At 36.2% G+C, this 24,579-nt stretch carries 24 protein-coding genes; 7 read left to right on the top strand and 17 right to left on the bottom strand.

All coding sequences use genetic code 11. The annotated features are described in order from the left end of the window. Nucleotides 1–41: 41 nt before the first annotated feature. From B3P17_RS15175 to B3P17_RS15165, 3 genes are all read left to right on the top strand, one after another. Nucleotides 42–965, top strand: coding sequence for an energy transducer TonB (locus B3P17_RS15175; RefSeq protein WP_422653402.1), 924 nt, complete (start codon nt 42–44; stop codon nt 963–965). Between the two features lie 76 nt (nt 966–1,041). Next, the gene (locus tag B3P17_RS15170; protein WP_252636552.1) at nt 1,042–1,452 is read left to right on the top strand and encodes a DoxX family protein; all 411 of its coding nucleotides are present in this window, start codon (nt 1,042–1,044) and stop codon (nt 1,450–1,452) included. Nucleotides 1,453–1,597: 145 nt separating this feature from the next. Then, nucleotides 1,598–2,773 (top strand): DUF418 domain-containing protein, encoded by a 1,176-nt coding sequence (locus tag B3P17_RS15165; protein ID WP_252636551.1) that lies wholly within the window; start codon nt 1,598–1,600, stop codon nt 2,771–2,773. 83 nt (nt 2,774–2,856) lie between these two features. Here the strand turns inward: B3P17_RS15165 and B3P17_RS15160 are convergent, their stop codons facing one another. From B3P17_RS15160 to kbl, 9 genes are all read right to left on the bottom strand, one after another. Continuing rightward, nucleotides 2,857–3,309 carry a hypothetical protein gene (locus B3P17_RS15160; RefSeq protein ID WP_252636550.1) on the bottom strand — a complete coding sequence of 151 codons (453 nt, stop codon included), beginning with the start codon at nt 3,307–3,309 and terminating at the stop codon, nt 2,857–2,859. 213 nt (nt 3,310–3,522) lie between these two features. Continuing rightward, nucleotides 3,523–5,025 carry a PspC domain-containing protein gene (locus tag B3P17_RS15155; RefSeq protein ID WP_252636549.1) on the bottom strand — a complete coding sequence of 501 codons (1,503 nt, stop codon included), beginning with the start codon at nt 5,023–5,025 and terminating at the stop codon, nt 3,523–3,525. Between the two features lie 12 nt (nt 5,026–5,037). Next, on the bottom strand, nt 5,038–5,373 hold the full coding sequence (locus tag B3P17_RS15150; RefSeq protein WP_006842604.1) for a PadR family transcriptional regulator: 336 nt from the start codon (nt 5,371–5,373) through the stop codon (nt 5,038–5,040). A gap of 9 nt (nt 5,374–5,382) precedes the next feature. Then, nucleotides 5,383–5,961, bottom strand: coding sequence for a PspC domain-containing protein (locus B3P17_RS15145; RefSeq protein WP_252636548.1), 579 nt, complete (start codon nt 5,959–5,961; stop codon nt 5,383–5,385). 367 nt (nt 5,962–6,328) lie between these two features. Continuing rightward, a complete protein-coding gene (gene creD, locus B3P17_RS15140; protein WP_252636547.1) occupies nt 6,329–7,663 on the bottom strand; it encodes a cell envelope integrity protein CreD in 1,335 nt (444 codons plus the stop codon). A 64-nt stretch (nt 7,664–7,727) separates the two neighbouring features. After that, nucleotides 7,728–8,027, bottom strand: a complete 300-nt coding sequence (locus tag B3P17_RS15135; protein ID WP_252636546.1) for a winged helix-turn-helix domain-containing protein — start codon at nt 8,025–8,027, stop codon at nt 7,728–7,730. A gap of 2 nt (nt 8,028–8,029) precedes the next feature. Then, nucleotides 8,030–8,635: a hypothetical protein gene (locus B3P17_RS15130; protein WP_252636545.1), complete on the bottom strand. Its 606-nt coding sequence runs from the start codon at nt 8,633–8,635 to the stop codon at nt 8,030–8,032. Between the two features lie 157 nt (nt 8,636–8,792). Beyond that, on the bottom strand, nt 8,793–9,755 hold the full coding sequence (locus B3P17_RS15125; protein WP_252636544.1) for an NAD-dependent epimerase/dehydratase family protein: 963 nt from the start codon (nt 9,753–9,755) through the stop codon (nt 8,793–8,795). A gap of 61 nt (nt 9,756–9,816) precedes the next feature. Then, nucleotides 9,817–11,013, bottom strand: coding sequence for a glycine C-acetyltransferase (kbl, locus tag B3P17_RS15120; protein ID WP_252636543.1), 1,197 nt, complete (start codon nt 11,011–11,013; stop codon nt 9,817–9,819). A gap of 256 nt (nt 11,014–11,269) precedes the next feature. On the opposite strand from kbl, the gene B3P17_RS15115 reads away from it, so the two are divergent. Both B3P17_RS15115 and B3P17_RS15110 read left to right on the top strand, forming a co-directional pair. Beyond that, complete coding sequence (locus B3P17_RS15115) at nt 11,270–12,277, top strand: glycerophosphodiester phosphodiesterase (RefSeq protein ID WP_252636542.1); 1,008 nt, start codon at nt 11,270–11,272, stop codon at nt 12,275–12,277. A 124-nt stretch (nt 12,278–12,401) separates the two neighbouring features. Then, nucleotides 12,402–12,779: an NTF2 fold immunity protein gene (locus tag B3P17_RS15110; protein WP_252636541.1), complete on the top strand. Its 378-nt coding sequence runs from the start codon at nt 12,402–12,404 to the stop codon at nt 12,777–12,779. A gap of 107 nt (nt 12,780–12,886) precedes the next feature. Here the strand turns inward: B3P17_RS15110 and B3P17_RS15105 are convergent, their stop codons facing one another. After that, entirely contained in the window at nt 12,887–13,834 is a 948-nt protein-coding gene (locus B3P17_RS15105) for a hypothetical protein (protein ID WP_252636540.1), read from the bottom strand. 182 nt (nt 13,835–14,016) lie between these two features. Between B3P17_RS15105 and B3P17_RS15100 the strand changes: the two genes are divergently transcribed. Together B3P17_RS15100 and B3P17_RS15095 are read left to right on the top strand one after the other, a co-directional pair. Then, on the top strand, nt 14,017–16,560 hold the full coding sequence (locus B3P17_RS15100) for a S9 family peptidase (RefSeq protein WP_252636539.1): 2,544 nt from the start codon (nt 14,017–14,019) through the stop codon (nt 16,558–16,560). 163 nt (nt 16,561–16,723) lie between these two features. Continuing rightward, complete coding sequence (locus B3P17_RS15095; protein WP_291106145.1) at nt 16,724–18,187, top strand: alpha-amylase; 1,464 nt, start codon at nt 16,724–16,726, stop codon at nt 18,185–18,187. A 40-nt stretch (nt 18,188–18,227) separates the two neighbouring features. Here B3P17_RS15095 and B3P17_RS15090 read toward each other — a convergent pair whose 3' ends face one another. The 7 genes from B3P17_RS15090 to B3P17_RS15060 all read right to left on the bottom strand — a co-directional run bounded on the left by B3P17_RS15090 (nt 18,228) and on the right by B3P17_RS15060 (nt 24,558). Continuing rightward, entirely contained in the window at nt 18,228–19,394 is a 1,167-nt protein-coding gene (locus B3P17_RS15090; RefSeq protein WP_252636537.1) for an esterase, read from the bottom strand. A 10-nt stretch (nt 19,395–19,404) separates the two neighbouring features. Then, the gene (locus tag B3P17_RS15085; RefSeq protein WP_252636536.1) at nt 19,405–20,457 is read right to left on the bottom strand and encodes an AI-2E family transporter; all 1,053 of its coding nucleotides are present in this window, start codon (nt 20,455–20,457) and stop codon (nt 19,405–19,407) included. Between the two features lie 112 nt (nt 20,458–20,569). Next, the gene (locus B3P17_RS15080) at nt 20,570–21,271 is read right to left on the bottom strand and encodes a porin family protein (protein ID WP_252636535.1); all 702 of its coding nucleotides are present in this window, start codon (nt 21,269–21,271) and stop codon (nt 20,570–20,572) included. Between the two features lie 5 nt (nt 21,272–21,276). After that, nucleotides 21,277–22,155: a TolB family protein gene (locus B3P17_RS15075; RefSeq protein WP_291106139.1), complete on the bottom strand. Its 879-nt coding sequence runs from the start codon at nt 22,153–22,155 to the stop codon at nt 21,277–21,279. 4 nt (nt 22,156–22,159) lie between these two features. Beyond that, entirely contained in the window at nt 22,160–23,080 is a 921-nt protein-coding gene (locus tag B3P17_RS15070) for a TolB family protein (RefSeq protein WP_252636533.1), read from the bottom strand. A 6-nt stretch (nt 23,081–23,086) separates the two neighbouring features. Further along, nucleotides 23,087–23,737, bottom strand: coding sequence for an outer membrane beta-barrel protein (locus B3P17_RS15065; protein ID WP_252636532.1), 651 nt, complete (start codon nt 23,735–23,737; stop codon nt 23,087–23,089). A gap of 113 nt (nt 23,738–23,850) precedes the next feature. Next, nucleotides 23,851–24,558, bottom strand: coding sequence for an MBL fold metallo-hydrolase (locus B3P17_RS15060; protein ID WP_291106293.1), 708 nt, complete (start codon nt 24,556–24,558; stop codon nt 23,851–23,853). Between the last annotated feature and the right edge of the window lie 21 nt (nt 24,559–24,579).

Here is a 24,579-nt window from a genome sequence, read left to right as displayed (position 1 = left end):
AATATTGTTTCCAAATATTAAAAACGTTAATATTAACATAAATGTATTTTGCGGGTTTAATAAAATATAAATACATACTAGACTTGAGTAATTTGTATATATTTGTTTGTAAAAAAGAGCCAAAAATGAAATTTGTACATACTGCCTTATTTATATTCTTGTTTTGTATATTAACCCCTGTTTATTCACAGAAAGCTATTACTGCNNAAGAAACATCGTCATTGAATGGAGTTATTCCTCCTCTCTATAAGGATGGCGAGAAGACGTTATACGATTTTTTAGAGACTAATATAAAATATCCTCCCATTTTGATAAAAATAAAGATGGAAGGGGATCTGGAGTTGAAGTTCAACGTAGCTAAAGATGGAAGTGTAAAAGATGTAGAAATAGTAAGAGGATTTGATCCGGATGCAGATGACGAGGTTATACGTGTTTTGCAAGCGATGCCCAAATGGTCGCCTGCCTTGCTTGATGGTAATCCTGTCAATTTCACTCAGCATCTTTCTGTCACTTTCAAGTTGACCGATACGTTAATAGCACAAGCAAAGGAACAGCCTAAAAACGAAGAGCAGAAATTAACAAATGAGTCATCTTTGGTAATGATTCCGACAGATACCTTGACACAGATAGAAGAAAAACAGATTGTTCAAGAGTCTGACTCTTTAAACACTGATCCTCAATATCCGGGAGGGCAGGAGGCACTAGATACTTACCTGAAGACTAATATGAAATATCCGAAGCGTGCCATTAAATATGGAATAGAAGGTCGGGTTATATTTAATATAGAGGTGTCCGCTGAAGGTGAGATATCAAAGATATGGTTGTTTAAAGGTGTGTTTCCTGATTGTAATGAAGAAGCTTATTATTTGATAAAAAAAATGCCTAAATGGATTCCCGGATTGAAAGATGGGGTTCCTGTCACAAAGCAGGTGATGTTGCCTATTTCATTTGAATTACCTAAATAGAAAATAACTCTCATGTGAACTAATTTAACTTTTCTTTGTTTTATATCTGTAATGTAAATAGTAACAGTATATATTAATGAAAACATTAGAACGTAATACAGATTTAGGACTACTTATTCTAAGATTAAGTGTTGGTATATTAATGCTTTTGCATGGGATAGCTAAATTATCACATGGGGCAGGAATGATAGAACAAATGGTGGAGGGTGCAGGATTACCTTCTTTTATCGCCTATGGGGTGTATGTTGGAGAGATTATTGCTCCTTTGTTTATAATTTTCGGATACGGCACACGCGTTGCTGCAGCAATATTTGTATTTAATATGTTGGTTGCAGTTTCGCTTGCTCATAGCGGTGATGTATTCTCGCTAAATGAGACCGGAGGCTGGATGCTCGAGTTGCAAGGTTTATATATCTTTGGCGCTTTGGCTTTAGTGTTTACCGGTGGTGGCAAATATGCTCTTAGTAAAAAGCATATCTGGGATTAAAAAAGAAAGATATTTTTTGCAAAGCATGAGACTATAGACTAGTCTCATGCTTTTCTTTTTATATAAAATATTATCTTTGCCGCATCATGCAGAGAGTGCAATTTTATATTTCGAATTTTAATACCAAAAAACATATTTTAGAAAAATGACAAAAAGTGTCCACCGTATTGATGTTGCCGATGCCCTGAGAGGTCTTTCGGTACTAGGCATAGTGTTAGTACATAGCCTCGAAAACTATAATCTTTTCAATTTTACTCCGATAGATACTCCATTTATGAAGTTTCTGGATTCGGTTCTATTCGATTCTACTTTTTTTATTTTTGCAGGAAAAGCTTATGGTATATTTGCCTTATTATTTGGCTTTAGTTTTTTTATTCAGGATAATAATCAGTTAAAAAGAGGCAACGATTTTCGTCCTCGTTTTTTATGGCGTTTAGTTTTACTATTCGTTTGGGGAATGATCAATTCTCTTTTCTATACGGGCGATGTTCTGGTAATGTTTTCACTCATTGGTATTATGCTGATATTAACGGCACGTTTGTCTACCAAGACTGTATTGATTATCGCCACAATCTTTATCCTTCAGCCAATAGAGTGGGGGCGTGTTATTTATGCTTTAGTTAATCCGGACTATGTAATGGGCGAAAGTATGGTAGGATATCATTATGGTAAATTAAATCCTATCTTGATAGATAAATCGGCAAGCTTGAGTGATATCTTTAATGTAATGTTGCATCATGGAGAATGGGGTAGCTTTATGTGGGCATGGGAAAATGGACGTTTTTGTCAAGTTGCCGGATTGTTCTTGTTCGGAATGCTTATAGGGCGTACAGAATTCTTCCTTCATCCCGAAACCAATATTCGCAAATGGGTTCGTATGCTAATTCTTGGAGTTGTTTGTTTCTTCCCTCTCAAAGGGTTGACCCTTATGCTTCCGGGCTTTATTGAAAATAAAGCAGTGTTAGAGCCTTTAGGGATAATAGTTCAATCTTTTACCAATGTTTCATTTCTGTTTTTCCTTGTGTCATTAGTCCTTATTGTTTATTATTCTACTGAAAAAGGACGATACTTATTAAGGAAATTAATACCTTATGGTAAAATGAGCCTTACCAATTATATAACTCAATCTTTGCTAGGTGGTGCAATATTTTATAGCTGGGGGCTTGGTCTATCAGTGAGTATAACAATGTCCTTTCTGATCGGGGTCGGAATATTCATCGTACAATATATATTCTCTTGTTGGTGGATGAAAAACCACAAGCATGGACCTCTAGAATATATATGGAAAAAGGCAACATGGATTGGCTCAAAGAAAGATTAAAACGTTTGTATTGATATTAAAAATAAAACCTCAAAAGCAAAATGAAGCTTTTGAGGTTTTATTTTAGATTTGTATGATATTTTCTAATTCGAGGGTTTCAACCCTTTTTCGAAAACTTCTGTAATTGTAGCCTCTATGATCTTGCTTTCACTGATTTTTAAATCTTTTGCAATTTGGCTTTTCAAATCAGATTGAACGTAAATCAAAGGATCTTCGCAAATTACTTTCTTTAATCCCCTTGAGTCATCCAGTGTTGCAAAATTTTTATCCTGCATTTTATATTTACCTTTTAGCGGGTCTGCGAAATTAAGATAATAATAATATGTCTTATCATTCTTAAATTCATAGCTCGTATGCTCAGATGTTACATTTTGTTTGATGTATTCTTCAACTTTTGCTTTTAACTCCGGATTGTGATCTGTTAATGAGATATCAATTTTTGTGTCTGTATATATCCAATGCCCTTCTATGGTGCTTGTAGGTGGGTTTTCGTCCCCATCACAAGACAGCATAAAGAGACCTATAGAAAAGGCCATCAGTATATATGTTAAAAATTTCGCTTTCACAGCTTTAATATTAATATTAATTTACAAATGTACATATATTAAACGTAAAAATAGCTAAAATGTTGCGTCTTTTTCGATAAAAAATCGGACAAAAAGATTTATCCGATTTCTTAACACCAAACTTATTATCTATTATCATTCAGTAGGTAATACATCTTTTATATAAGATGTTCTATTATGACTTCAATCAATAGTAAAATTGTAAAAACAACGATTATAACCATATCTGTTTATATTTATATTGAAATCTTTATAAGATCTGTTTAAGGGATATTCTTTTATAACTTTCTTATCACGTGGCGTTTTTATCACAATCTCAAACGTTTCCAAACTCCATGGATTTGAATTTGTATGCCATGTAGGATTAATCGTTAATAAAGAATCAGTCAGGGTGTAATCTAAGTGCAGATCTTCTACTTTTCTTTTGGCTGTCATTTCGTTGTCTGCGAAATTCTTCTTATGTATTTCAATTACATAATTGGTTAATGTTGTATCTACACTGGTTTGTATCGAAGGTAACACACACAGCTTTTTGTTGTCCGAAGATCCGGTATATAAAACAAATGGATTGTTCGGTTGTGATTCTGCGCTTAAATATTCGCTACCCAATTTTACGTATAGGGAATCTGAGGTTGTATTTGCATCTACACTTTCTACGGCTTCCGCAGTGTGACGATGATTTAATCCGAATTTAAATCCGGTATTTCCTAAATAGAAAGAAGCCCCTAACCATAATACAAATCCTATAACAAAACTTATTAATGTCTGAGTTGTAAATGGAGATCTTTTCAAGATTTTAATCATTAGAGATAGCAGCCCCATTAGTGGAATTAAAGATGCTAATAAGAATGCAATCTTTAAATTAATAGAACTTAATCCTAATAGTATAAGATAATTATTCAGACCTAGGATTGTTGTGTCAAAATACAACCAAATAAAGGAACCAATCATCGCAATGATGATGAGAAACAAGATTACAGCTAAAATACCAATAAACACATTCACAAGAATACCTATTGCCGAAGCCAAGGAGCTACCTTTATATTTTCGGGATTGAGTACGGTCTTCTTCAATATTTGAAATAGAAGGATCCGATCCGGTCATTGATAGTTTTTGTTTGAAAGAGTGAGCCGCAGGCATTACTGCCCATAGGATACCATATATCAACACTATCACCATACATGAGGGGCCTTTGTGCATGAAGAATAATAAGAAAAGGAATATTCCCGAGAATATAAGGCGCATGATAGTTGTGTCTATTCTGAAATAGTGGCCCAATCCGCTACACACTCCACCAATAAATTTGTTGTCAGTGTCTCTGTATAGCTTTTTCTTGAACAAATCTTGTGTGTCGTCGGTTGCATAGTCTGATTTACCAAACGATTTCTTTTCAGAATCTTCTTCTCTGTATTCTTCTTGCGGTGCATCGTCAAAATCTTTTGGGCTTCCCATAATTTTTATAATATCCAACGCATCCGCCATAGATACGACCCCATCAGCCGAGCTTACACGCATTTGTAATAATTCGCTCAAACGAAGTTCGATGTCAGATATGATTTCTCCCGATTCTGAATTTTTTTCAAAATGCCTTCTTAAGGCTTTCAGGTAATCGTCGAGGACACGGAATGCATCTTCTTCGAGATTGAAAGCTAAACCTCCTATGCTAACTCTAATTGTTGGTTTCATTGTTATCAGATTTTATTTATTTCTAATATTGTCTATTACTCTTACCAGATCAGTCCAAGCGCCATCTAGTTCTCCTAATACGGCATTTCCTTTTTCTGTGATTGCATAATATTTGCGGGGTGGCCCTTGTGTCGATTCTTCCCATCTGTAAGAGAGTAACCCTTGATTTTTTTGTCGAGTAAGCAGCGGATATAATGTTCCTTCAACCACGATCATCTCCGAATCTTTCAGTTCATTTATTATATCTGATACGTATGCGTCTCCTTTAGATAGAATACTGAGGATACAATATTCTAATATGCCCTTACGCATCTGAGCTTTTATATTGTCTACATTTATAGTTTCCATATTATTCATTTATTTGTGTTGTGATGTAAATCTTCTAATGTTTTCGGCTGTCGGAGCATAACCTCTCAGCTCCAGCTTCTGAGCTACACTTATAGCTCTAGGCATTACAATCCAAAGAACACAGTATACAAGGATGGCTGTACCATACAAGAAAGAAGTAGCTGCAAAAATCACCCTGATGATAGTTACGTCGATGCCAAGGTATAGCGCTAAACCACTACATACACCTGATACCATTTTTTCGTCAATATCTCTATACATGCGTTTATCTCCTCTTGTATATTCTTTATCTGAGCTTTTATAATTTTTATATTCAGTTTCCTGTTCTGACGATTTAGAGTCTACTTCGCCTAAATGGTCTATTACTGTTTGTACTTGTTTCATGTCTACAACTTGATTTGAATATTTTATTTCTTTTTGCAATATCTCAGCTACACGAGCTTCAACATCTTCCATTACTTCACGAGCTTCCTGTTTGTCAGGAATAGTTTCTTCGAATCGTTTCAGATAATCTTTTAATCTGAAATATGCATCGTCTTCCATTGTGAAATTGATGCCTCCTATACTTACTTCAATAACCTTTTTCATATTTTAGACTATTTGTTTTTTTTGTATTCTATTACCTAATATTATCCTATACAATGTTGTTTGTAATGCAAATATATAAATAAATATAAGTACTATGCAATGCATAGTACTTATGGGTAAATTGTGTATTTTGTTTATGTTGTTGATATATAGCTTTTTATGTGTTTTGTGTCATTGAATAATTAACTTTAATTAATTATTTTGTTTGTTCATTATTGAAAAAATGATATATGAATAATAAAGAAAGCCGTGTTAGTGAGATACTATATATCTTACTCACACGGGTTAAAGAGTTGGGTATGTCAGCGAAAATAGGAGACAGGTCCAGTTTTATCTTCAACTTAATTTATACTACTATTTTCATCTTTTAATTATGATTAGAATCCTCGTCTGCTATTTGGTCTGATTTATTATCATCATTGTACCAATTTACTCTTCTCAATACAAACATTACGATAGCTAATGCTATAAACAGCCCAATAGCTCCGAATAGCAAAGAGAGGTTTTCTAACTGTAATACTATATACAGATAGGTATATAGTCCCGCAAGGAATAGCCCCATCATACCTGCCTGTTTGGTGCTGCGAAACATTGTTATTGAATATAAGGAAATGAGGATAGTGGTTGCAGAACTCGAGATCAGATATGATAAGCCAAAACTGAGGTGCTCCGATATCCCAAGTAATAGTACATAGAATATAACGAGCCCACTGCTTACCAATAAATATTGTACGGGGTGAATCCTTTTTCGGCTAAGAAGTTCAACTAAGAAAAACACAACAAAAGTGAATACTATAAACATGATTGCATATTTTACCGAACGCATTGTCATCTGGTATTTATCAACCGGGAATTTCATATCTAAACCTAAGGCAGATGATTTTAATACGTCATTATCGCCAATCCACATTTGTACATAATTGCGATTGTAATCGAATATATTCCACTTAGCATCAAAGCCGTCTTTATTCACGGTGCGTTCTGTCGGTAAGAAGTTGCCATCAAAAGATACAGTATTCCATGGTGATTTTAGGTGTATTGTACTTTCCTTTCCCACAGGGTTGAAGTATAATCCTTCGCTTCCATTAAGAGCCAGTTCGAAATTGAAATCGTAATTGTTGATAGCGGGATCTAAAGGTGTTTCAACTGTCACTCCCGAACTTACAAAAGAATTGATCTTAATGCCCGGTTGAACGATCTGTGGCTTTCCATTTACATTAAATACAATTTTATTCTTAATCCCTTGCAGATACGTAATACCAATCAGGACGAAAGCTTTATCCCACATTCCTTGCTCGGGTTTTATGTTTAACTTAGCATAGTCCGGTAGAGAGAATGTTCCACTTACATGCAAATTAGACTGATATAGTAATGTCTTGAAGAGTGTGCGAGAGCGTTCTTCTGTTTTTATATTTCCTTCAACATTGAAGCTGTCGGGAAGGAAATAAGCATAATTGGTAATTACATTTTGATTTTTATCAGTTCCACTCTGTACAGGGAGTACCAATACAGGACCAGATATAGTTTGAATCCCACTCCATTTCTGGCTTATTTCGTCTTGAACTGCTTTCTGATTCCCTTCGCGTTCTTCAACGAGTGATCTTATCAGATTGATCGGTAATAGCATAACGGCAATTAAAACTGTAACAACAATGACTTTTACAAAGATCATGTTCACTCCGATATCGAATTTTGTTTTCATAAATAATTAAATTAATAACATGTTTAAAAGTTCTTTGAAATTCAAAGTTTGTAAATAAAAAAAATTACGACAGAGGATTAAGTAATCGCTCGAGAGCGTCTATATGTTCTTTAAAGAGTTTCTTTCCCAGAGGTGTCACCTTGTAAGATGTATTGGGCTTCCTTCCCAAAAATTGTTTTCTTACTTCAATTACTTCCTCTTTTTCTAAAGCCTTCAAGTGACTGGCCAGATTTCCGTCGGTAACGTCAAGCAGCTCTTTCATTGTATTGAAGTCTACACTGTCATTTACCATTAGCACCGACATTATACCTAAGCGGATACGGCTGTCGAAGATTTTATTCAATCCTGATATAATATCTTTCATAATCAACCGTTTTTCTCTGATTTTACATCATATTTGTAATGAATTAGTATACCATATACAATATGTAAAACACCAAAACCTATTCCCCAAAATATAAGATCGTAGCCTACAGTTATAGCTGCAGCCAATCCCAATATTATTTCGCATGCTCCTAATACCTTTACATCACGGAATGTGCGAGAACCGGCAGCTATGAGCCCTAGTCCGTAAAAGATGAGCATGCACGGTGCTACCATAAAGTAAACATCTTTGTAAATAAGGATAATGGATAATAGACCTCCTGATACTAATGGCACGCTAAAATCTTTAGCTATCTCTAATGTTACAGGCATCCAAAGTTTTGAATTTCTTTTTTTAGCCTTGCCGGCTGAGAAATATAATCCCACTGCAACAGCACTAATAAGTACAACCGTGGCAATTAAAATAAGATCATATAGAAGATTCCCTGTAAAAGTAAATTCGCCTATCAATACAAAATAAGCCGATATAGCACCCAATATAGCAAATGTACCTGCCATAACACCAGACATACCGCTGATCGATAAGAATTTGCTCGAACGTTCCATCATGGAACGTATGTGTTTTATATCATCTAAATTTGTATCCATAATATTTACTTTGAAATACAAAGTAATATGATATATTTTGATTGTGCAACAAAATAACCGAAATTTTTTATAGAGACCGAGACTGAAACCCCCCCTGCTTAGCATCTTGTATAAGCAGGGGGGTAAGTTTTAATTATCTCTAAACGAGTTCTCTATGTTAGGCGTTTAAAAACACTTCTCTTTCCTTCAAAACTTTTATCATATCAGCAGTCATTTTCTCCAGATCATATTCAGGACGCCATCCCCATTCGTGACGGGCGCAAGTGTCGTCAAGTGAGTTTGGCCATGAATCTGCTATAGCTTGTTTTAGAGGGTCTACTTCGTATTCCATTACGAAGCTAGGATAATGTTTTTTTATTGCTGTATAGATCATTTCCGGGTCGAAGCTCATAGATGCAATATTAAACGAGTTTCGGTGGATAAGTTTTGCAGGGTCGGCTTCCATTATATTTATTGCTGCATTTAGGGCATCGGGCATATACATCATATCCATAAATGTTCCCGGCTTCAGAGGACATATAAATTTTTCCTCTCTTACTGCATTGTAATATATCTCAACGGCATAATCGGTTGTACCTCCACCGGGATGAGTAAGGTTGGATATAATACCCGGAAAACGTACCGAGCGAGTGTCTACTCCCCATCTGGTATAATAATAGTCGCTAAGCAGTTCACCCATTACTTTTGTAATTCCATACACTGTATTCGGACGTTGGATAGTGTCTTGAGGTGTCTTGTCTTTTGGTGTGTTAGGACCGAAAGCACCTATAGAACTGGGAGTAAAAACGGCACAACCAAACTCGCGTGCTACATCGAGGCAATTCATCAAGCTATTTACTCCGACATCCCACCCTAACTTAGGATTTTTTTCGGCTGTAGCTGATAATATTGCTGCCAGATTGTAAATAGTATCAATTTTGTATTTTTTTACTGCGTCAGCTATTTGCTGTTTGTCTGTAGCATCTATTTCTACAGTAGGGCCCGATTCGAAAAAGTTTTCAGGAAAAGGAGGTTTGTAATATCCGCAGATAACATTACTCTCTCCATAAATAGAGCGTAATTTAATACTTAATTCCGAGCCTATCTGGCCCGTACTGCCTACGATAAGAATGTTTTTCATAAAAGAAAAATCTGATTGTAAAAGGGTGATTGTTTAGTTGTATCTTGTTTCAATATTCCACTTACTTAATAACGCCCAGTTCTTTTCCTACCTTCGTAAATGCGGCGATACATTTATCGAGATGTTCTTTTTCGTGTCCTGCTGATATTTGCACACGGATACGAGCTAAATCTTTAGGTACAACAGGATAGTAGAAGCCTGTAACATAAATACCTTCGTCTAATAATTTTGCAGCCATATCCTGCGATAGTTTTGCATCATAGAGCATTACGGCACAGATAGAAGACTGAGTAGGTTTGATGTCAAACCCTGCTGCTTTCATTTTTTCTACAAAGTAGTCGGTGTTGGCATGCAGCTTGTCTTGCAACTCATTTGTGCGATCCATCATTTCAAACATTTTAATACCTGCTGCAGCTATAGCCGGAGGAATAGAGTTTGAAAATAAATAAGGGCGGGAACGTTGGCGCAACATGTCGATGATTTCTTTCTTTCCTGTAGTAAAACCGCCAATAGCTCCACCGAAGGATTTGCCAAGCGTGCCTGTAATGATTTCTACTTTCCCACGAAGATTAAACAGTTCGGTTGTTCCGCGTCCTGTTTTGCCCACCACTCCGGCAGAGTGCGATTCGTCGATCATAATCATTGCATCATACTTTTGTGCCAGCTCATATATTTTATCCATCGGAGCCACATTGCCATCCATTGAGAAAACTCCATCGGTCACTATTATTCGAAAACGTTGGGCTTGGGCTGCTTGCAATTGTTTTTCCAGATCAGCCATATCTGCGTTTGCATAACGATACCGTACAGCCTTACATAAACGTACTCCATCTATTATTGAAGCGTGGTTTAAAGAATCGGATATAATTGCATCTTGTTCGTTCAAAAGGGGTTCGAACACTCCGCCGTTGGCATCGAAGCAAGCTGCATATAAAATTGAATCTTCTGTGCCGAAGAATTTAGTAATAGCTGCTTCCAATTGTTTGTGCAGGTCTTGTGTTCCGCAAATAAACCGCACGGAAGAAACGCCAAATCCACGTTCGTCCATAGCATCTTTGGCTGCTTGTATAAGTTCCTTATTGTTAGATAATCCCAGATAATTATTTGCGCAGAAATTAAGGACTTCTTGTCCGGTATTTACTTTGATTGCAGCACCCTGAGGTGATACAATTATGCGTTCGTTCTTATATAATCCTGCTGACTGAATGTCAGCTAATTCGTTTTGTAGGTGCTTTTGAAAACCAGAATAAGTGCTCATGATAATTATATTTTTGAAACAAAGGTAATAAAATGCTACTAACTAAAAGTGTCATAATGTTTAAAAATAGTGTCCTCAATGTCATTATTAGTATCTCTATCTTATCCTTTAACTCAGTAGAGCGCACTTCTGTTTGAGATTGTAGGCGTGATAAGCAAAAAGAGGGCTTATTGTACAATATATCCAATTTAAACTTTCAGCGAAAAAAAGATTATTGGTATCTTTACAAATCAATATAAAAGATGAGATTTTTATTATGAAAAAAGTTATTTTGTTATTCGTATTACTAAGTGTTTGTTTTATCCATACATACTCTCAGAACCAACTTCTTGTATTGGATAATTATACTATCCCGCTAAATAATAAGGGTGCTGTTGTAGGAAAAGTCATTTCAACAGGAAATGAAAAAATTACATTAAAAGATCCTTCCGGGTTATTTGAAATCGATAAAGAAAAAAATATAAAGCTAAAAAAAGGAAAACAGCTAACTGCAAATTCGCCTATATCTTATAAGATAATATTAAAAGAAGGAAAGAACGAAAAATCATTTGAGTTGGTAAAAGATGAGTTTTTGCATAACAAAGTGATTGCTCACAGAGGAGCTTGGAAAGATCGTGATTTTAGCCATAATTCGATGAGTTCATTGAAGCATGCCGTAGAAATAGGTTGTGAAGGTTCAGAGCTGGATGTATGGATGTCATCAGACGATGTTGTTGTACTCTCACACGATCCTTCGATAGGAGGGAAGGATGTTGAATCAACTACAGCTGCAGAATTGTCTGCTGTAGCATTGAAGAATGGAGATTTTGTACCAACTCTAGAAGAGTATATCAACTATATAAAAACACAAAATAAAACAAAACTAATCATAGAAATAAAAGGAACAAATAAAGGAAAGGCTATCGCCGACTCTGTTGTGCATTTAGTACATCGGATGAAAGCTCAGGCATGGGTAGATTATATATCTTTCGGTATGCAATATCTTACTCGAGTTAAAGAATTAGATCCTGCAGCAAAAGTACTTTATTTAGGATCGGATAAAAGCTTGGAAGAGTTAAAAGCAGCAAATATAGATGGAATTGATTTCCATTATTCATTATTTCAAAAAGATTCCAAATTAGCTGATGAGGCGAAGTCAATGGGTTTGCTTACTAATGCTTGGACGGTGAATAAAGAAGAAGATATGCAAACAATGCTGAAATTAAAACTGGATTTCATCACAACCGATGAGCCGGAATTGCTTCTTAGATTATTAGAAAAATAAAGGAAAAAAGCATATTGATTAGAAACGCTGAAAATATTTTCAGCGTTTTTTTTTATGAAAAATCAAACTGATAATTCTCTACTAAATAAAGAGTATTGAATATTAATCGTTAATTCTAGAAATTATGAGTAACCGATCATCTGTATTCGCTGTATGTCTAATTGGACTTATTATATCTATTCCTCTATATCACTTCAAAAGTAAATCTCTAAGAAGCCAAGGTCTGACTTCCGTTGAAGAAACTCCTGTTAAGTTTCAATCATTGACTGTTGATAGTTCAGTCTATCCCACTATAGAAAGCGTTTTACAAAGAGCTGAATCTGAATTGAAGGTAATATATGGAGCAGAAATAGTCGATGCCGAAAAACCGTTATTGGTAAGTCTTGAAAATAATATATGGACAGTTGTCGGCTCATCAAAAGATGGAGGAAAAGGTGGTGTTTCAGAAATTAAAATAAATAAAATAACAGGAAAGATAGTCCACCTTTCTCATGGGAAGTAACTTTCTGGATATGGCTCTTTCCCTTAGCCTTGACCTAATTGGGTGATGAAAATAGAATGTCTTCTCTGTCCTCATTCCTTGCAATCAGGGGGAATTTATATATCTTTTTAATTTTTCTTTTTCTCTTTTTGAATGTATGAGAATGAAGTTATATAATTCTCAAATGTTTTGTTATACTTTGTTGTTCCAGACATCACGATTTGAGAAACAAGGTTGTTTTCGTCAAAAGTATAATTGTATTTTATATCAGCATACTTTCTTTCCCCTTCCATTTGGATAATTTCTGCTTGGATAATATTGTTTTTATTTTTTGTCCCCATATGCTCCGACAGAAACGGAAGGCTTGCCATTAGCCAACATGTACTTGCCATATTGAACGTATTGCGTGGCATTTCATAGCAATAGTCCGATGGTGCTGCGTATTCCTTATCATCGTATGTATACACAAACCTGTATCCTTTAGATGTTGTGATCTCTGTTATATTTCCATCCTTAATAGTGTAGTTTTCCGTATAATTCAAAGATGAGGTAACGCCTGTCTTATCATAATGATCAAGCTGTTTGATATATCCCCCATCGTCATAAATAAATGTGGTAGAGTCGTTGATAGCTACCTGCTTTGAGACCTTTCCGTTTGATGTTCTTTCTGTGTATCTTACATGTAAAGCATATTCAGCTTGCTTTTTATCATTACGAAAGACTAACAAGCTATCATAATATATTGTAGACTCGCTTTGTTTTATTAATCTGGAATATGATATTTTTCTGTCGCTTATATAGTCTACTACTATTGCAGAATCTTTGATGTTAGAACTTTGTATCGTTTTCATCAAATCATTATCTGTATATGTAAATTCCTGACTATAACGAAAAGAAAAACCCGGATTATCTTCAGGGTAAGTAACTGTTTTTAATAACCAATAATATTCAGGTATTTCGGGCTCAGGTTCAGGATCTTCTTGCGGAGGATGATATAATCTTATTGATTCATCCGAGCAGGATAAGCATATGATAATAAGTATTATACTAGATATTACATAAGAGGAGAATTTCATTTTCTTAGTTTTGTTTAGGCTTTACTATTAGACACACAAAGATAATAAATATAATATTAAAAAGTAATCTAATTTGTTAAAGGTATGATATGAAATATTTCAAAAATCAGATTTATGAAGAGACACAAACTCATTCTATAATTTGTACATTTGTAGTATATAAAAACACTAAAATTAAAGATATGAAGTTCAGGTCAGTTATTCTATTGCTCAATTTGATTGTTGCAGTCACTTTGTTTGGGCAGAAAAAAGAGAGCTTATTACAGGCATATACCACCCCTCCGGTAACAATCGTAAACCCACTAAAGATTGATAGTGTAAACTTGAAAGGAGAAAAGTTTTCTGAATCAGATTTGCTAAAAATGTCGATTTCAATACCAGAGCAGTCTGCTTTTGTAAGGCCACTGAAAGCCGATAGTGATGGTTTTTTATATCCCGAAAAACCACAGGATGGAGCCTTCTCTTTGCAATTGATATCATTTTATATTACTTCAGATAGATATGCGAAGGGAACATTGAGGGTGACTAGTCCTAATATGTTGGAGATATACATTGACGGAAAGCTGGCTGCTTCAAAAACAACAAAAGAAAAAACTTTTCGGTCTGACAAAAAAGATATAACAGCTTCAATAAATCCTTATCCATTACAAAATCGCGTCGTAATAAAACTCTTGGCTTCGGCTAAAGATGAAGTACCCCCTACTTTGAAAATTGAAATAGAAAACGAAAAAACTGATTCTGTCTCTAATTTTACAATGTCAAATACTGTAAACCGAAATGTAAACTTCTCAGACATGCTTCTGGGGAAACGAGTGATAAATGTAAGCTTATCAGCAGGAGGACAATATGCCTTGCTCTCTTATAGAGAAACATTTGGAGAAAAGAGTGTTACAACGACTGAGCTATACAACCTAAAGACTCGTAGTAGTCTCTTGATTGATACCGACGGTCGTAAAAGCCAGCTCGCCTGGATGCCCAAGAGCGAGAAAATGTTTTATGTTTCTAAAGATGACTCAGGCTCAGAGCTGAGGGCAATAGATCCTGCAACATTGCAGGAAGCTGTTCTCGCAAAGAACATACCGGATGAAAGTATCATGTTTTCGCCTGATGAGAAAACTCTATTCTATACCAAGCTTGAGAAAGAAGCTGAAAATAAAAGTGATCTGAAGCTTTTAAGGTCACCGGAAGATCGTCAATCCGGTTATGGAAACAGGTCTTTTATATATAAATATGATTTGGCCACAGGGCTAAGTCAACAATTGACATTTGGCTCTCATTCTACAGTGCTGAATGACATAAGTGCAGATTCGAAACAATTATTGATTTCAATATCAGAAGAGACTATTACCAGTAGGCCCTTCAGTACAAATTCTATGTATAAACTGGATTTATCAACTATGACAGTTGATACTCTATGGACAAAAGACAGCTTTGCATATAGCGCATCGTTTTCTCCCGATGGGAAGAAAGTCCTTGTTGCCGGAGCCGGAGAGGCTTTTAATGGAATAGGGTTGAATATTGAGGAAGGGCAGGTTGCGAATAGTTATAATACTTTGGCTTTCATTATGGATTTAGAAACGAAAAAGATAGATCCGATAACTAAAGATTTTAACCCAAGTATTGATGCCTATTTTTGGAATAAAAAAGATAACCTTATATACTTTCGCACAACAGACAAAGACTGTGTGAATATGTATACTTATAACCTTTCGACTAAAGTATTTTCGAAACTCCCTTTAGACGAAGAAGTTATTCGTACATTTAGCACTGCGGGCAATGCTCTTGTAGGTATTTACGCCGGTGTTAGCGTATCTAACTCTACCAGGGGTTATATCTATGATCTTAAGACTCAGAAGTCGATTCGGATAGCCGACCCTTATGAAGAGAGATTATCTCAAATGACATTAGGTAAGGTTGAGGGTTGGAATTTTACAAATTCAGCCGGAACAGAGATTACAGGAATGTTCTACTTGCCGCCGAATTTTGATCCTACGAAAAAATATCCAATGATTGTTTATTATTATGGTGGTACTATGCCTACATCCCGTACATTCGAAGGACCATATCCCGGTCATGTGTTTGCTTCACAGGGATACGTTGTTTATGTTGTGCAGCCAAGTGGTGCTACCGGCTTTGGACAGAAGTTTTCGGCTCTTCATGTTAATGCTTGGGGGAAGCGTACTGCTGAAGATATAATAGAGGGAACGAAGCAGTTTGTGAAAGAACATCCGTTTGTAAATGATAAGAAGATTGGCTGTATCGGAGCTTCGTATGGCGGTTTTATGACTATGTACCTTCAAACTCAAACTGACATGTTTGCTGCTGCTGTTTCGCATGCAGGAATCAGTTCTATCAGTAGTTATTGGGGTGAAGGATATTGGGGCTATACATATAGTTCGGGGGCTAGTGCCAATAGTTATCCTTGGAATAATCCGGACTTATATGTTAAACAGAGTCCTTTGTTTAGTGCAGATAAAATAAAAACACCTCTTTTGTTGACACACGGAACTGTTGATACGAATGTTCCTATTGGTGAAAGTATTCAAATGTATACGGCTCTCAAGATACTCGGAAAACCGGTTGAATTTATTCAGGTAAAAGATGAAAATCATGGAGTAGCAAATTATAAAAGACGGGTGGAATGGAATAATTCTATAATGGCTTGGTTTAGCAAATGGCTTAAGGAGGATACTGCTTGGTGGAATGCCTTATACCCGGATAAGTAAGTGTAAGTTTAGAAGGATATTAAGGAGGATATTGATGAAAATTCAGTATCCTTTTTTATTTTATTAAAAAGAGGCTTACTGTTTTACTTGGTTTAGAAATGTATTAAAGGAATACAATTATGTAACTTTACCTTTCGGTATGTCATAATAAAGCTATAACATTATGAAAAATGGAGTGATGATGCAATACTTCGAATGGAATTTACCAAATGACGGTAAACTGTGGAAGCAACTTTGTGCAGATGCCGGGCATCTACATGAAATTGGTATTACTGCTGTTTGGATACCTCCAGCATACAAAGCTGATGAGCAACAAGATGAGGGTTATGCGACGTATGATCTCTTTGATTTGGGAGAGTTCTATCAAAATAATACGGTAAGGACAAAATATGGAACGAAGGAAGAGTTGAAGTCTATGATTTCCGAACTGCATAAATATAATATTTCAGTATACCTTGATGCTGTGATGAATCATAAGGCGGAGGGAGATTATACTGAAAAGTTTATAGTTAGAGAGGTAGACCCTGAAGAGAGGAATCGTGATATCTCTGATGAGTTTGAAATACAGTCTTGGACGGGGTATGATTTTCTTGGACGTGCAGATAAATATTCTAGTTTCAAGTGGCATTGGTATCACTTTTCGGGTGTAGGGTTCGATGATATAAAAAGGAGAAGTGGTATTTTTCGCATTATAGGAGACAATAAGAATTGGAGTAGAGGGGTAGATTTAGAACACGGGAATTATGATTTTTTGATGTACAACGATATCGATTTGAATCATCCCGCAGTCATTACCGAACTCAACCGTTGGGGAGTATGGGTAGCTAACGAACTGAATCTTGATGGGATGCGTTTGGATGCTATTAAACACATGGATGATAAGTTTATCAAACAGTTTATCCAGTGGGTTAGAATGAACAGAGGCGAAGATTTCTATGCTGTAGGCGAATATTGGAGTGGCAATGTAGATACTTTAAATAACTATTTGGAAGCAGTGGATAAGAGCATCGATCTTTTTGATGTGCCTTTACACTATAATCTGTACGATGCTTCCAGAAAGAAAAAAGAGTATGATATGAGAAATTTATTGAAAGACTCTTTGTCGATTATGCATCCTGAGTTAGGTGTGACTTTTGTTGATAATCACGATTCACAGAAAGGAAGTTCGTTAGAGTCTGAAGTTGAAGATTGGTTCAAGCCATCTGCATACGCCTTGATATTATTAATGAAAGATGGGTATCCATGTATTTTTTATGGAGACTATTATGGTGTGAATGGTAAAATACCCAATCATCGAAAAAAGATAGATATACTACTAAAAACGAGACATAAATACGCATACGGTCATCAAGTTGATTGTTTCGATCATGTAGCTATTGTTGGTTTTGTGAGACTGGGTGATACAGATCATTTAGATTCAGGTCTGGCTTTACTTATATCCAATGGCGAGAGTGGACGTAAAATGATGAATGTTGGTATTCACCGAAGTGGTGAAGTTTGGTATGATTTGACCGGGAATGTAGAATATGATATAACTATAGATACCTATGGTTATGGAGAGTTTGCTGTTAAAGAGGATCGTTTTTCCGTGTGGGTAAAAAAGCCGAACGGCTGTAAAAAATATTAATACCTCATCTTTTACAGCCGTCAATTATACTATATTTTAATTACTTAAATAGTAATGGTAAAAATTGAGACAAGTATACACGCCAGTTACTCCATGTGTGTCCTCCTTCAGATTCTACATAAGTGTATTTAGCACCCATATTATCAAGCTTGGCTCTGAATGCTTCTACATCTTTGTATAAAAAGTCGGTCTTTCCTATTCCTATCCAATAAAGTTTATAGCCATTATTTATTTGTCCTGATAGTGTTCCATCAATATCTTCATAAACTTTTGAATTCTTATTCGGAGGATTTATCGCAGGAGAAAATAAGCCTATGTAGTCGAATGTGTTTGGATAATATCGTGAGATATGCAGCGAGTGGTATCCTCCCATAGATAAACCAGCTATAGCACGCTCCGAACGGTCTGTGTAGACCCGGTAATTGCTTTCTATAAATTTTATTATATCCGGGAATGTTTCTTCCATCTTTCCATCCATCGTTTGAGGTAACTGGAATACGGGTTTGTAGAATCCCAGACTGGATTCTCCGGGAGCAGCCTCTTGAGATACATTTCCATTCGACATCACGATAAGCATAGGTTTAGCCTTGCCTTGAGCAATAAGATTATCTACGATCTGTGAAGTTCGTCCCAGAGCCATCCATGCTTCTTCATCTCCACCCATTCCATGCAGTAGATATAAAACCGGGTATTTCTCTTTTCCTGTTTCATATCCCGGAGGAGTATAGATGGTAATACGGCGTGTTTTATTATTGCCGGGAGAGTCGTACCAGCGACGAGTAACCGAACCATGAGGTACGTTTTGCACTTTATACAGATCTCCGTTGCCGTTACCTACTATAAATATATTAGATACCGTAGCTACATCTCTGTTGAGATATACATTATTAGGGTCTTTTGTTTCTACTCCGTTTACAAAGAATGAATAGCTATAAAGATCAGAAGGTAAAGCTTCTGTCGTGTAAGACCAAAGCCCTTTTGCGTCTTTAGTAAGGCTTACCATTCCCGGCTTCCAATTATCTCGAGGAATCCAGTCTCCGGTGATTTCTACCGTGTTTGCATTCGGAGCATATAGACGGAATGTAACAGTGTTGTTACTGTGTACTTCCGGGGAAATAATGTCCGAACCCTCACCTAATGCCTGTTGTGCATGGATATATACCATTGATATGATTAAAGTAATGGTAAATAAAAAAGTTCTTTTCATGTTTATAAATTTAGGTTTCATCATCTTTATAATCGTCAATAGTCATTGCAGTGTCTTTTTCATCTAAATACTCTCTTTTGAAAATATCAATGCAAAGGATAAATACTGAAAGCAACAATGGTCCGAATATTACACCCCAAAAACCAAATAATGTAAGACCGATTATAACACCGAATACAGTTATTAATGGATGCGTATCTGCCATTTTCTTTTGTAATATAAAACGGATCAGATTGTCGGAGTTGGATATTACGATCAGAGCGTATATAGCTAAGCCAATGGCATTAAACCAATCGCCGGTTAGTGCTAAATAGACAGCCAGCGGGAACCATATCAGTGATGTGCCAATTAATGGTATAATCGTAGCAAAACATGTGAGGAATCCGAACAGAATAGGGCTGGGCGCATCAAATATAATGTATCCGATTGTGGCAACAACACCTTGTATTATAGCTAATAGAGGTATTCCGATAGCATTTGATGTTACCATCATTTTCACAGAATGTATAACACTCTTTTTATTATCATCATCGAAAGGAAGGAGTGAGAAAAGATATTTCTCCATTCGTTCACCACCGATTAACATAAAATAAAGCACAAAGACAAGTACCAGAGAATTGATGATAAAACTGCTGACACTATCTAGTAATATCTGACCTATTTTAGGTAAATAAGATGCTGCGCTTATTAAGTTTTCTGAACTAAGTACATTGTAACCTGTCTTTTGTTGGATTAACTCATTGAAATGTTGTATTCCAGATAAGTAAGACGACGGGTCAAGATTTATATTGTTAAGTTCCCCGACTAATAACCATACTGCTACAGAAATGGGGATAAGAAAACATAATATGGCCTCGATAACAATAAGAATAGCAGATAAAGCCCGTCCCCAATTCTTTTTCTGCGTAAGGTATCTCATTTGCCCTCTTACCATAACATAGATAGTGGATGCTCCCAGTACTCCACTCATAAATGGTGCAAGTTCTCGGAACAGAACAACGGCTATGAAAAGAATAAGTATTATAAGAGAATACTTCCAGTACTGAGCTTTAATGTTTTCCATCTGTTCAGGTGTAATTATTAATCTACAAATCTATAAAATAATTATACAGCATTGAATCTTATAAATCAAAAAATATTTTTAATCAAATCCTAGTCTTGTATTATTTCTGAATTCAAAATATCCGATAACCTAAAGTTAAAAACAAAGCACTGTTATATGACGAAGCACTCCCTCTGGAGTAATTAATCAAACCATGTTCGTAACCAAAGTTCAGTAATATACGTTTACATTCTACTCCTGCAGATCCGGCTAATCCCATGTCGAAGCGTTTCAGTGTTTCGCTAGAAAAAGTGTCATATTCGTACTCTGAATATTCGGTATAAGTACCATTCGATAATTCTCTATCGCCCGGTAGAGCCATTTTTAGGGCTTCTTTTGCTTTATATTTTCCACCAATACCGTAGCCAAGATATGAGCCAAAAGCAAAATTAAGGCGTACCTCCCTTGACACATTAAGTCTGTAGCCTGCTTTAATGGGCAAGACAAGATATGAAGCTCTCACCTTTTCTTCTGCCATATAAAAATCAGGAGAATAGCCATCTCCGTTAATGTCTCCGACTGCCATTGAATTCGAATTTGCTCCTTTCATAGCAAAATCCAATCCTGTTTGCAAAAATAAATTATTAGGGAGATTCATTTCCAGACCTACACCTCCACGGAATCCATATTTTGAATCGGTGGAACTACCCTTTACCCGCATATCGGAAAGACTTCCTCCGGCATTGATAGTAAAAGAGAATGGAGAGCTTTGTGCCGCAATATAATTCCCTACTAAAAGTAGTATTGCAAGTAATAAAAGTTTAATAGATTTCATATTCGTTATTTAGAGTTAAGTTCTGTTTTGTATCTTACATAAGCAAAGCATTTACTGTCTTGCGACCAAGAATTGACATTGAATGTTCCTTGACCTCCAAAAAGTTTTATTAATGTCTGAGGTTTGCCTCCTGTAGCCGGCATTATGCGAATCTCTACATTTTTGTAGCGTAGATGCTCATGAGGTTCAAGATCACCTTTTTTGTATGCTATATAAACTACATGTTTGCCATCGGGTGAGATATGAGGAAACCATGAGTTGCGATCTTCATCAAAAGTCATTTGAGTCTGTTCCGAACCGTCTGTTTTCATTCTCCATAGTTGCATCAATCCGGTGCGTACTGAGTTGAACCAGATGTATTTACCATCGGGGGTGTATTCCGGCCCGTCATTCAATCCTTCTGAGAAAGTAAGACGAGTCTCATTCATTCCATCTATATTTATAGTATATACATCCATTTCTCCGTTTCGGTTTGCACAATATGTCAGTGATTTTCCATCAGGACTCCACCTGTGCAGATAACTCGGAGCTGATGGCGTCACTTGTCTGGGAGTACCACCTTCAGCGGGGAGTATAAAAATAGTAGGTCTCCCTTGAGGTAATGAACGATGGCTTACTGCAAGCCACTTTCCATTGGGAGAAAGTAAATGGTCATTATTACATTGGTTTGCAAAGCCGGTATCTATTAATTGCGGTTCGCCTCCCGATGCAGATAGTTTATATATTAATCCCTCACTGTTATATATGAGCCATTTTACATCAGACGTCCAGTCGGGAGCTTCTATGAGATAAGGAAATTCTTTTATTAATATACTTTTGTTTCTAATGATATCGAATATTTCGAGTATACTGGTTACTTTCTCCGGTTCGGGATTATAATTCATTTTATTATTGATTGTTTAGACGATAACTTACAAAGGCAATATATTTACTATCGGGTGACCATGAATTAACATTTATAGTACCCTGTCCTCCAAATAGCTTTGTCAATGTTTTTGGTTCTCCTCCATTTGTCGGCATGATCCGTAATTCGACATTCTTATTAGGCAAATGTTCATCAGGTTTTAGATCACCTTTGTAATATGCAATAAATACAACAAGCTTCCCATTGGGTGATATATGTGGAAACCAAGAGTTACGTGTTTCGTCAAATGTCATTTGAGTTTGCTCCGTTCCGTCAGCTTTCATTCGCCATATCTGCATTAGGCCTGTGCGCACCGAATTGAACCAAATATAATTTCCATCGGGGGAGTATTCCGGACCATCATCCAAACCGTCCGAATTTGTGAGTCGTTTTTCTACACCACCTTTAGCCGGAATAGAATAAACATCATAATTGTCTTTTCTTTCGGCACAATAAGTTAGGTATAGTCCATCAGGACTCCAGCCATGTAGGTAACTTGGGGCTAGAGGTGTTATGAGTTGAGGATCTCCACCGCCAATGGGTAATGTATAGATGCGTGACTGCCCATCTTCTTTTGTGCCGTGGCTGATTGCTATTTGTTCTCCGTCGAAAGACAATACATGGTCGTTGTTGCAATTGCTTGCAAAACCTGTATATATTTCTTGTGGCTCGGTAGGAGTGGCAGGGGAGAGCTTCCAAAGTTTACCTCTACTGTTATAAATAAGCCATTGTCCGTCATAAGTCCAGTTTGGCGCTTCTATCAGATAAGGGAATTCTTTTACTGTGGTTCGCTCACCTGTTTCGATATTCAGTATTTCAAGAATACTGCTTATTTTATTCTGTTGTGCTTGTATAGATAACAAACAAAACGACAGAAAAATCAACAGGGAGGCATTTCCTAGCATGGCTTGTCATTGTTTTATAATGTAATTAAATCCTATTCCTATTTGTATAGGTGTAGAGTTTTTGAATTTAATAGCTTCAGGTTTGATTTTTGAGAAATCGAAAGTATTATAGCCTAACCAACAGTTAATAGCCCATCTTTCTGTTACAGGAAATTGATACCCTGCTCTAATCTCGTACTGAAGTCTGTATTTGTGAGCAGATCCCTCCATGTTGGTTATCTTGTCCAGATTGAGATTCATACGGGTATACGATAGCCTGTTTTCAAGATACAGATATTGAGCCCGATCTCTCTTATCATCATAACCTATCGGGAAATATAATTTGGGAGCAATATAGGGTGCCCAATATGTGCCTCTGTATATGTCTTTGAAATCTCCGTTGGTTTCACCTATCCCTCCTTGTCCTATATTAGGATCTTTGTAACCTACCTTTTGATTGAATCCACCAAAACGAAATCCCGCTTCTACTCCGAAGAAAAAGATAAAATCATACTCGTACCCTATGCTACCACCAACAGCCGTGGGGTTGTTCTTCTCACTATTGAAATAATGCATTCCCCAAGACATATCTATCCCGACATTAAGCTTATGACCCTCTTGTGCAGAAGCAAACAAGAATGTCAGTAATAACGATAATAGAGATATTATATTTTTCATAATGTAATGGATTTACCTATTGTATCCAAATGTTTTGTACAGTAGCATTGTTATGTACAAATCTAATGAAAATAGAATAAATTACGCCATTAATTGAATATATTTTGTTGATGTCAAAATTCGAAGCTTTCCCCTGTGTGCTGCCACTTTATAAACTTGCAACCTTTGCTTCCTGCATATTCAGCAAATGCGTTTGCCTTATCATAAGCTTCTCCAAAGTGCATTGGTGCAAAAAGGTTTGTTTGTATAGCATCTAAAAATTGTTCAGCACCTTTCATGTAATCTTTCCCCAACCTAGGATCTACAGGAAACATGGCTAAGTCGAGGTGTTTAACCTTGCCGGCTACTAAATCCAGTTCTTTCTGATAAAAGCCCTCCGCTTCATCTATCTCTTCTTTAGTAGACTCTTCATTCCAATGCCAGTTATTTAAATCACCTGCATGAAATATGATTTTTCCTTCTGCATTTATCAAAAAAGAAATGCCTAAGTCGGTAGAACCAAAAGCTTCGATAGAGAGTGTTTGGTCCCTGTATGTATCCGATTTGTCAAGATAGATCGCATCCCTCTCTTTCGCTTTCCTGTATTTTAAGATGTCTTTCGAAAAGATATAAATAACATTCGGGTGTTCCCATTTCCATTTTAGTATTTCTTTGTTGAAATGGTCGTGGTGTGAATGAGTACAGAGGACATATAGTTTTTCCTTTTTTTTCAGAAGTTCTTTGTAAACGATACCTTCGCCCGATATATCAGACGAGTCTTTGTAATAATCTATAATGATGGTAAAGTCATCACCTTCTATTGCATAACCGCTATGAAAAATTTAAGTCAGTTTCATTTTTTT

This window comes from Dysgonomonas sp. UBA7630 (assembly GCF_002483985.1).
GTDB lineage: Bacteria > Bacteroidota > Bacteroidia > Bacteroidales > Dysgonomonadaceae > Dysgonomonas.
This window is presented reverse-complemented; position numbering and strand designations above follow the sequence as displayed.

Coding starts and splice junctions, on each gene's coding strand:
- B3P17_RS15080 (WP_252636535.1), bottom strand. CDS start 21,271: ATGAAATCTATTAAACTTTTATTACTTGCAATACTACTTTTAGTAGGG.
- B3P17_RS15130 (WP_252636545.1), bottom strand. CDS start 8,635: ATGGATACAAATTTAGATGATATAAAACACATACGTTCCATGATGGAA.
- B3P17_RS15165 (WP_252636551.1), top strand. CDS start 1,598: ATGACAAAAAGTGTCCACCGTATTGATGTTGCCGATGCCCTGAGAGGT.
- B3P17_RS15070 (WP_252636533.1), bottom strand. CDS start 23,080: ATGCTAGGAAATGCCTCCCTGTTGATTTTTCTGTCGTTTTGTTTGTTA.
- B3P17_RS15105 (WP_252636540.1), bottom strand. CDS start 13,834: ATGAAATTCTCCTCTTATGTAATATCTAGTATAATACTTATTATCATA.
- B3P17_RS15170 (WP_252636552.1), top strand. CDS start 1,042: ATGAAAACATTAGAACGTAATACAGATTTAGGACTACTTATTCTAAGA.
- B3P17_RS15075 (WP_291106139.1), bottom strand. CDS start 22,155: ATGAATTATAATCCCGAACCGGAGAAAGTAACCAGTATACTCGAAATA.
- B3P17_RS15065 (WP_252636532.1), bottom strand. CDS start 23,737: ATGAAAAATATAATATCTCTATTATCGTTATTACTGACATTCTTGTTT.
- B3P17_RS15090 (WP_252636537.1), bottom strand. CDS start 19,394: ATGAAAAGAACTTTTTTATTTACCATTACTTTAATCATATCAATGGTA.
- B3P17_RS15085 (WP_252636536.1), bottom strand. CDS start 20,457: ATGGAAAACATTAAAGCTCAGTACTGGAAGTATTCTCTTATAATACTT.
- B3P17_RS15160 (WP_252636550.1), bottom strand. CDS start 3,309: ATGGCCTTTTCTATAGGTCTCTTTATGCTGTCTTGTGATGGGGACGAA.
- B3P17_RS15095 (WP_291106145.1), top strand. CDS start 16,724: ATGAAAAATGGAGTGATGATGCAATACTTCGAATGGAATTTACCAAAT.
- B3P17_RS15145 (WP_252636548.1), bottom strand. CDS start 5,961: ATGAAAAAGGTTATTGAAGTAAGTATAGGAGGCATCAATTTCACAATG.
- kbl (WP_252636543.1), bottom strand. CDS start 11,013: ATGAGCACTTATTCTGGTTTTCAAAAGCACCTACAAAACGAATTAGCT.
- B3P17_RS15110 (WP_252636541.1), top strand. CDS start 12,402: ATGAGTAACCGATCATCTGTATTCGCTGTATGTCTAATTGGACTTATT.
- B3P17_RS15135 (WP_252636546.1), bottom strand. CDS start 8,027: ATGAAAGATATTATATCAGGATTGAATAAAATCTTCGACAGCCGTATC.
- B3P17_RS15100 (WP_252636539.1), top strand. CDS start 14,017: ATGAAGTTCAGGTCAGTTATTCTATTGCTCAATTTGATTGTTGCAGTC.
- B3P17_RS15115 (WP_252636542.1), top strand. CDS start 11,270: ATGAAAAAAGTTATTTTGTTATTCGTATTACTAAGTGTTTGTTTTATC.
- B3P17_RS15125 (WP_252636544.1), bottom strand. CDS start 9,755: ATGAAAAACATTCTTATCGTAGGCAGTACGGGCCAGATAGGCTCGGAA.
- B3P17_RS15155 (WP_252636549.1), bottom strand. CDS start 5,025: ATGAAACCAACAATTAGAGTTAGCATAGGAGGTTTAGCTTTCAATCTC.
- B3P17_RS15150 (WP_006842604.1), bottom strand. CDS start 5,373: ATGGAAACTATAAATGTAGACAATATAAAAGCTCAGATGCGTAAGGGC.
- creD (WP_252636547.1), bottom strand. CDS start 7,663: ATGAAAACAAAATTCGATATCGGAGTGAACATGATCTTTGTAAAAGTC.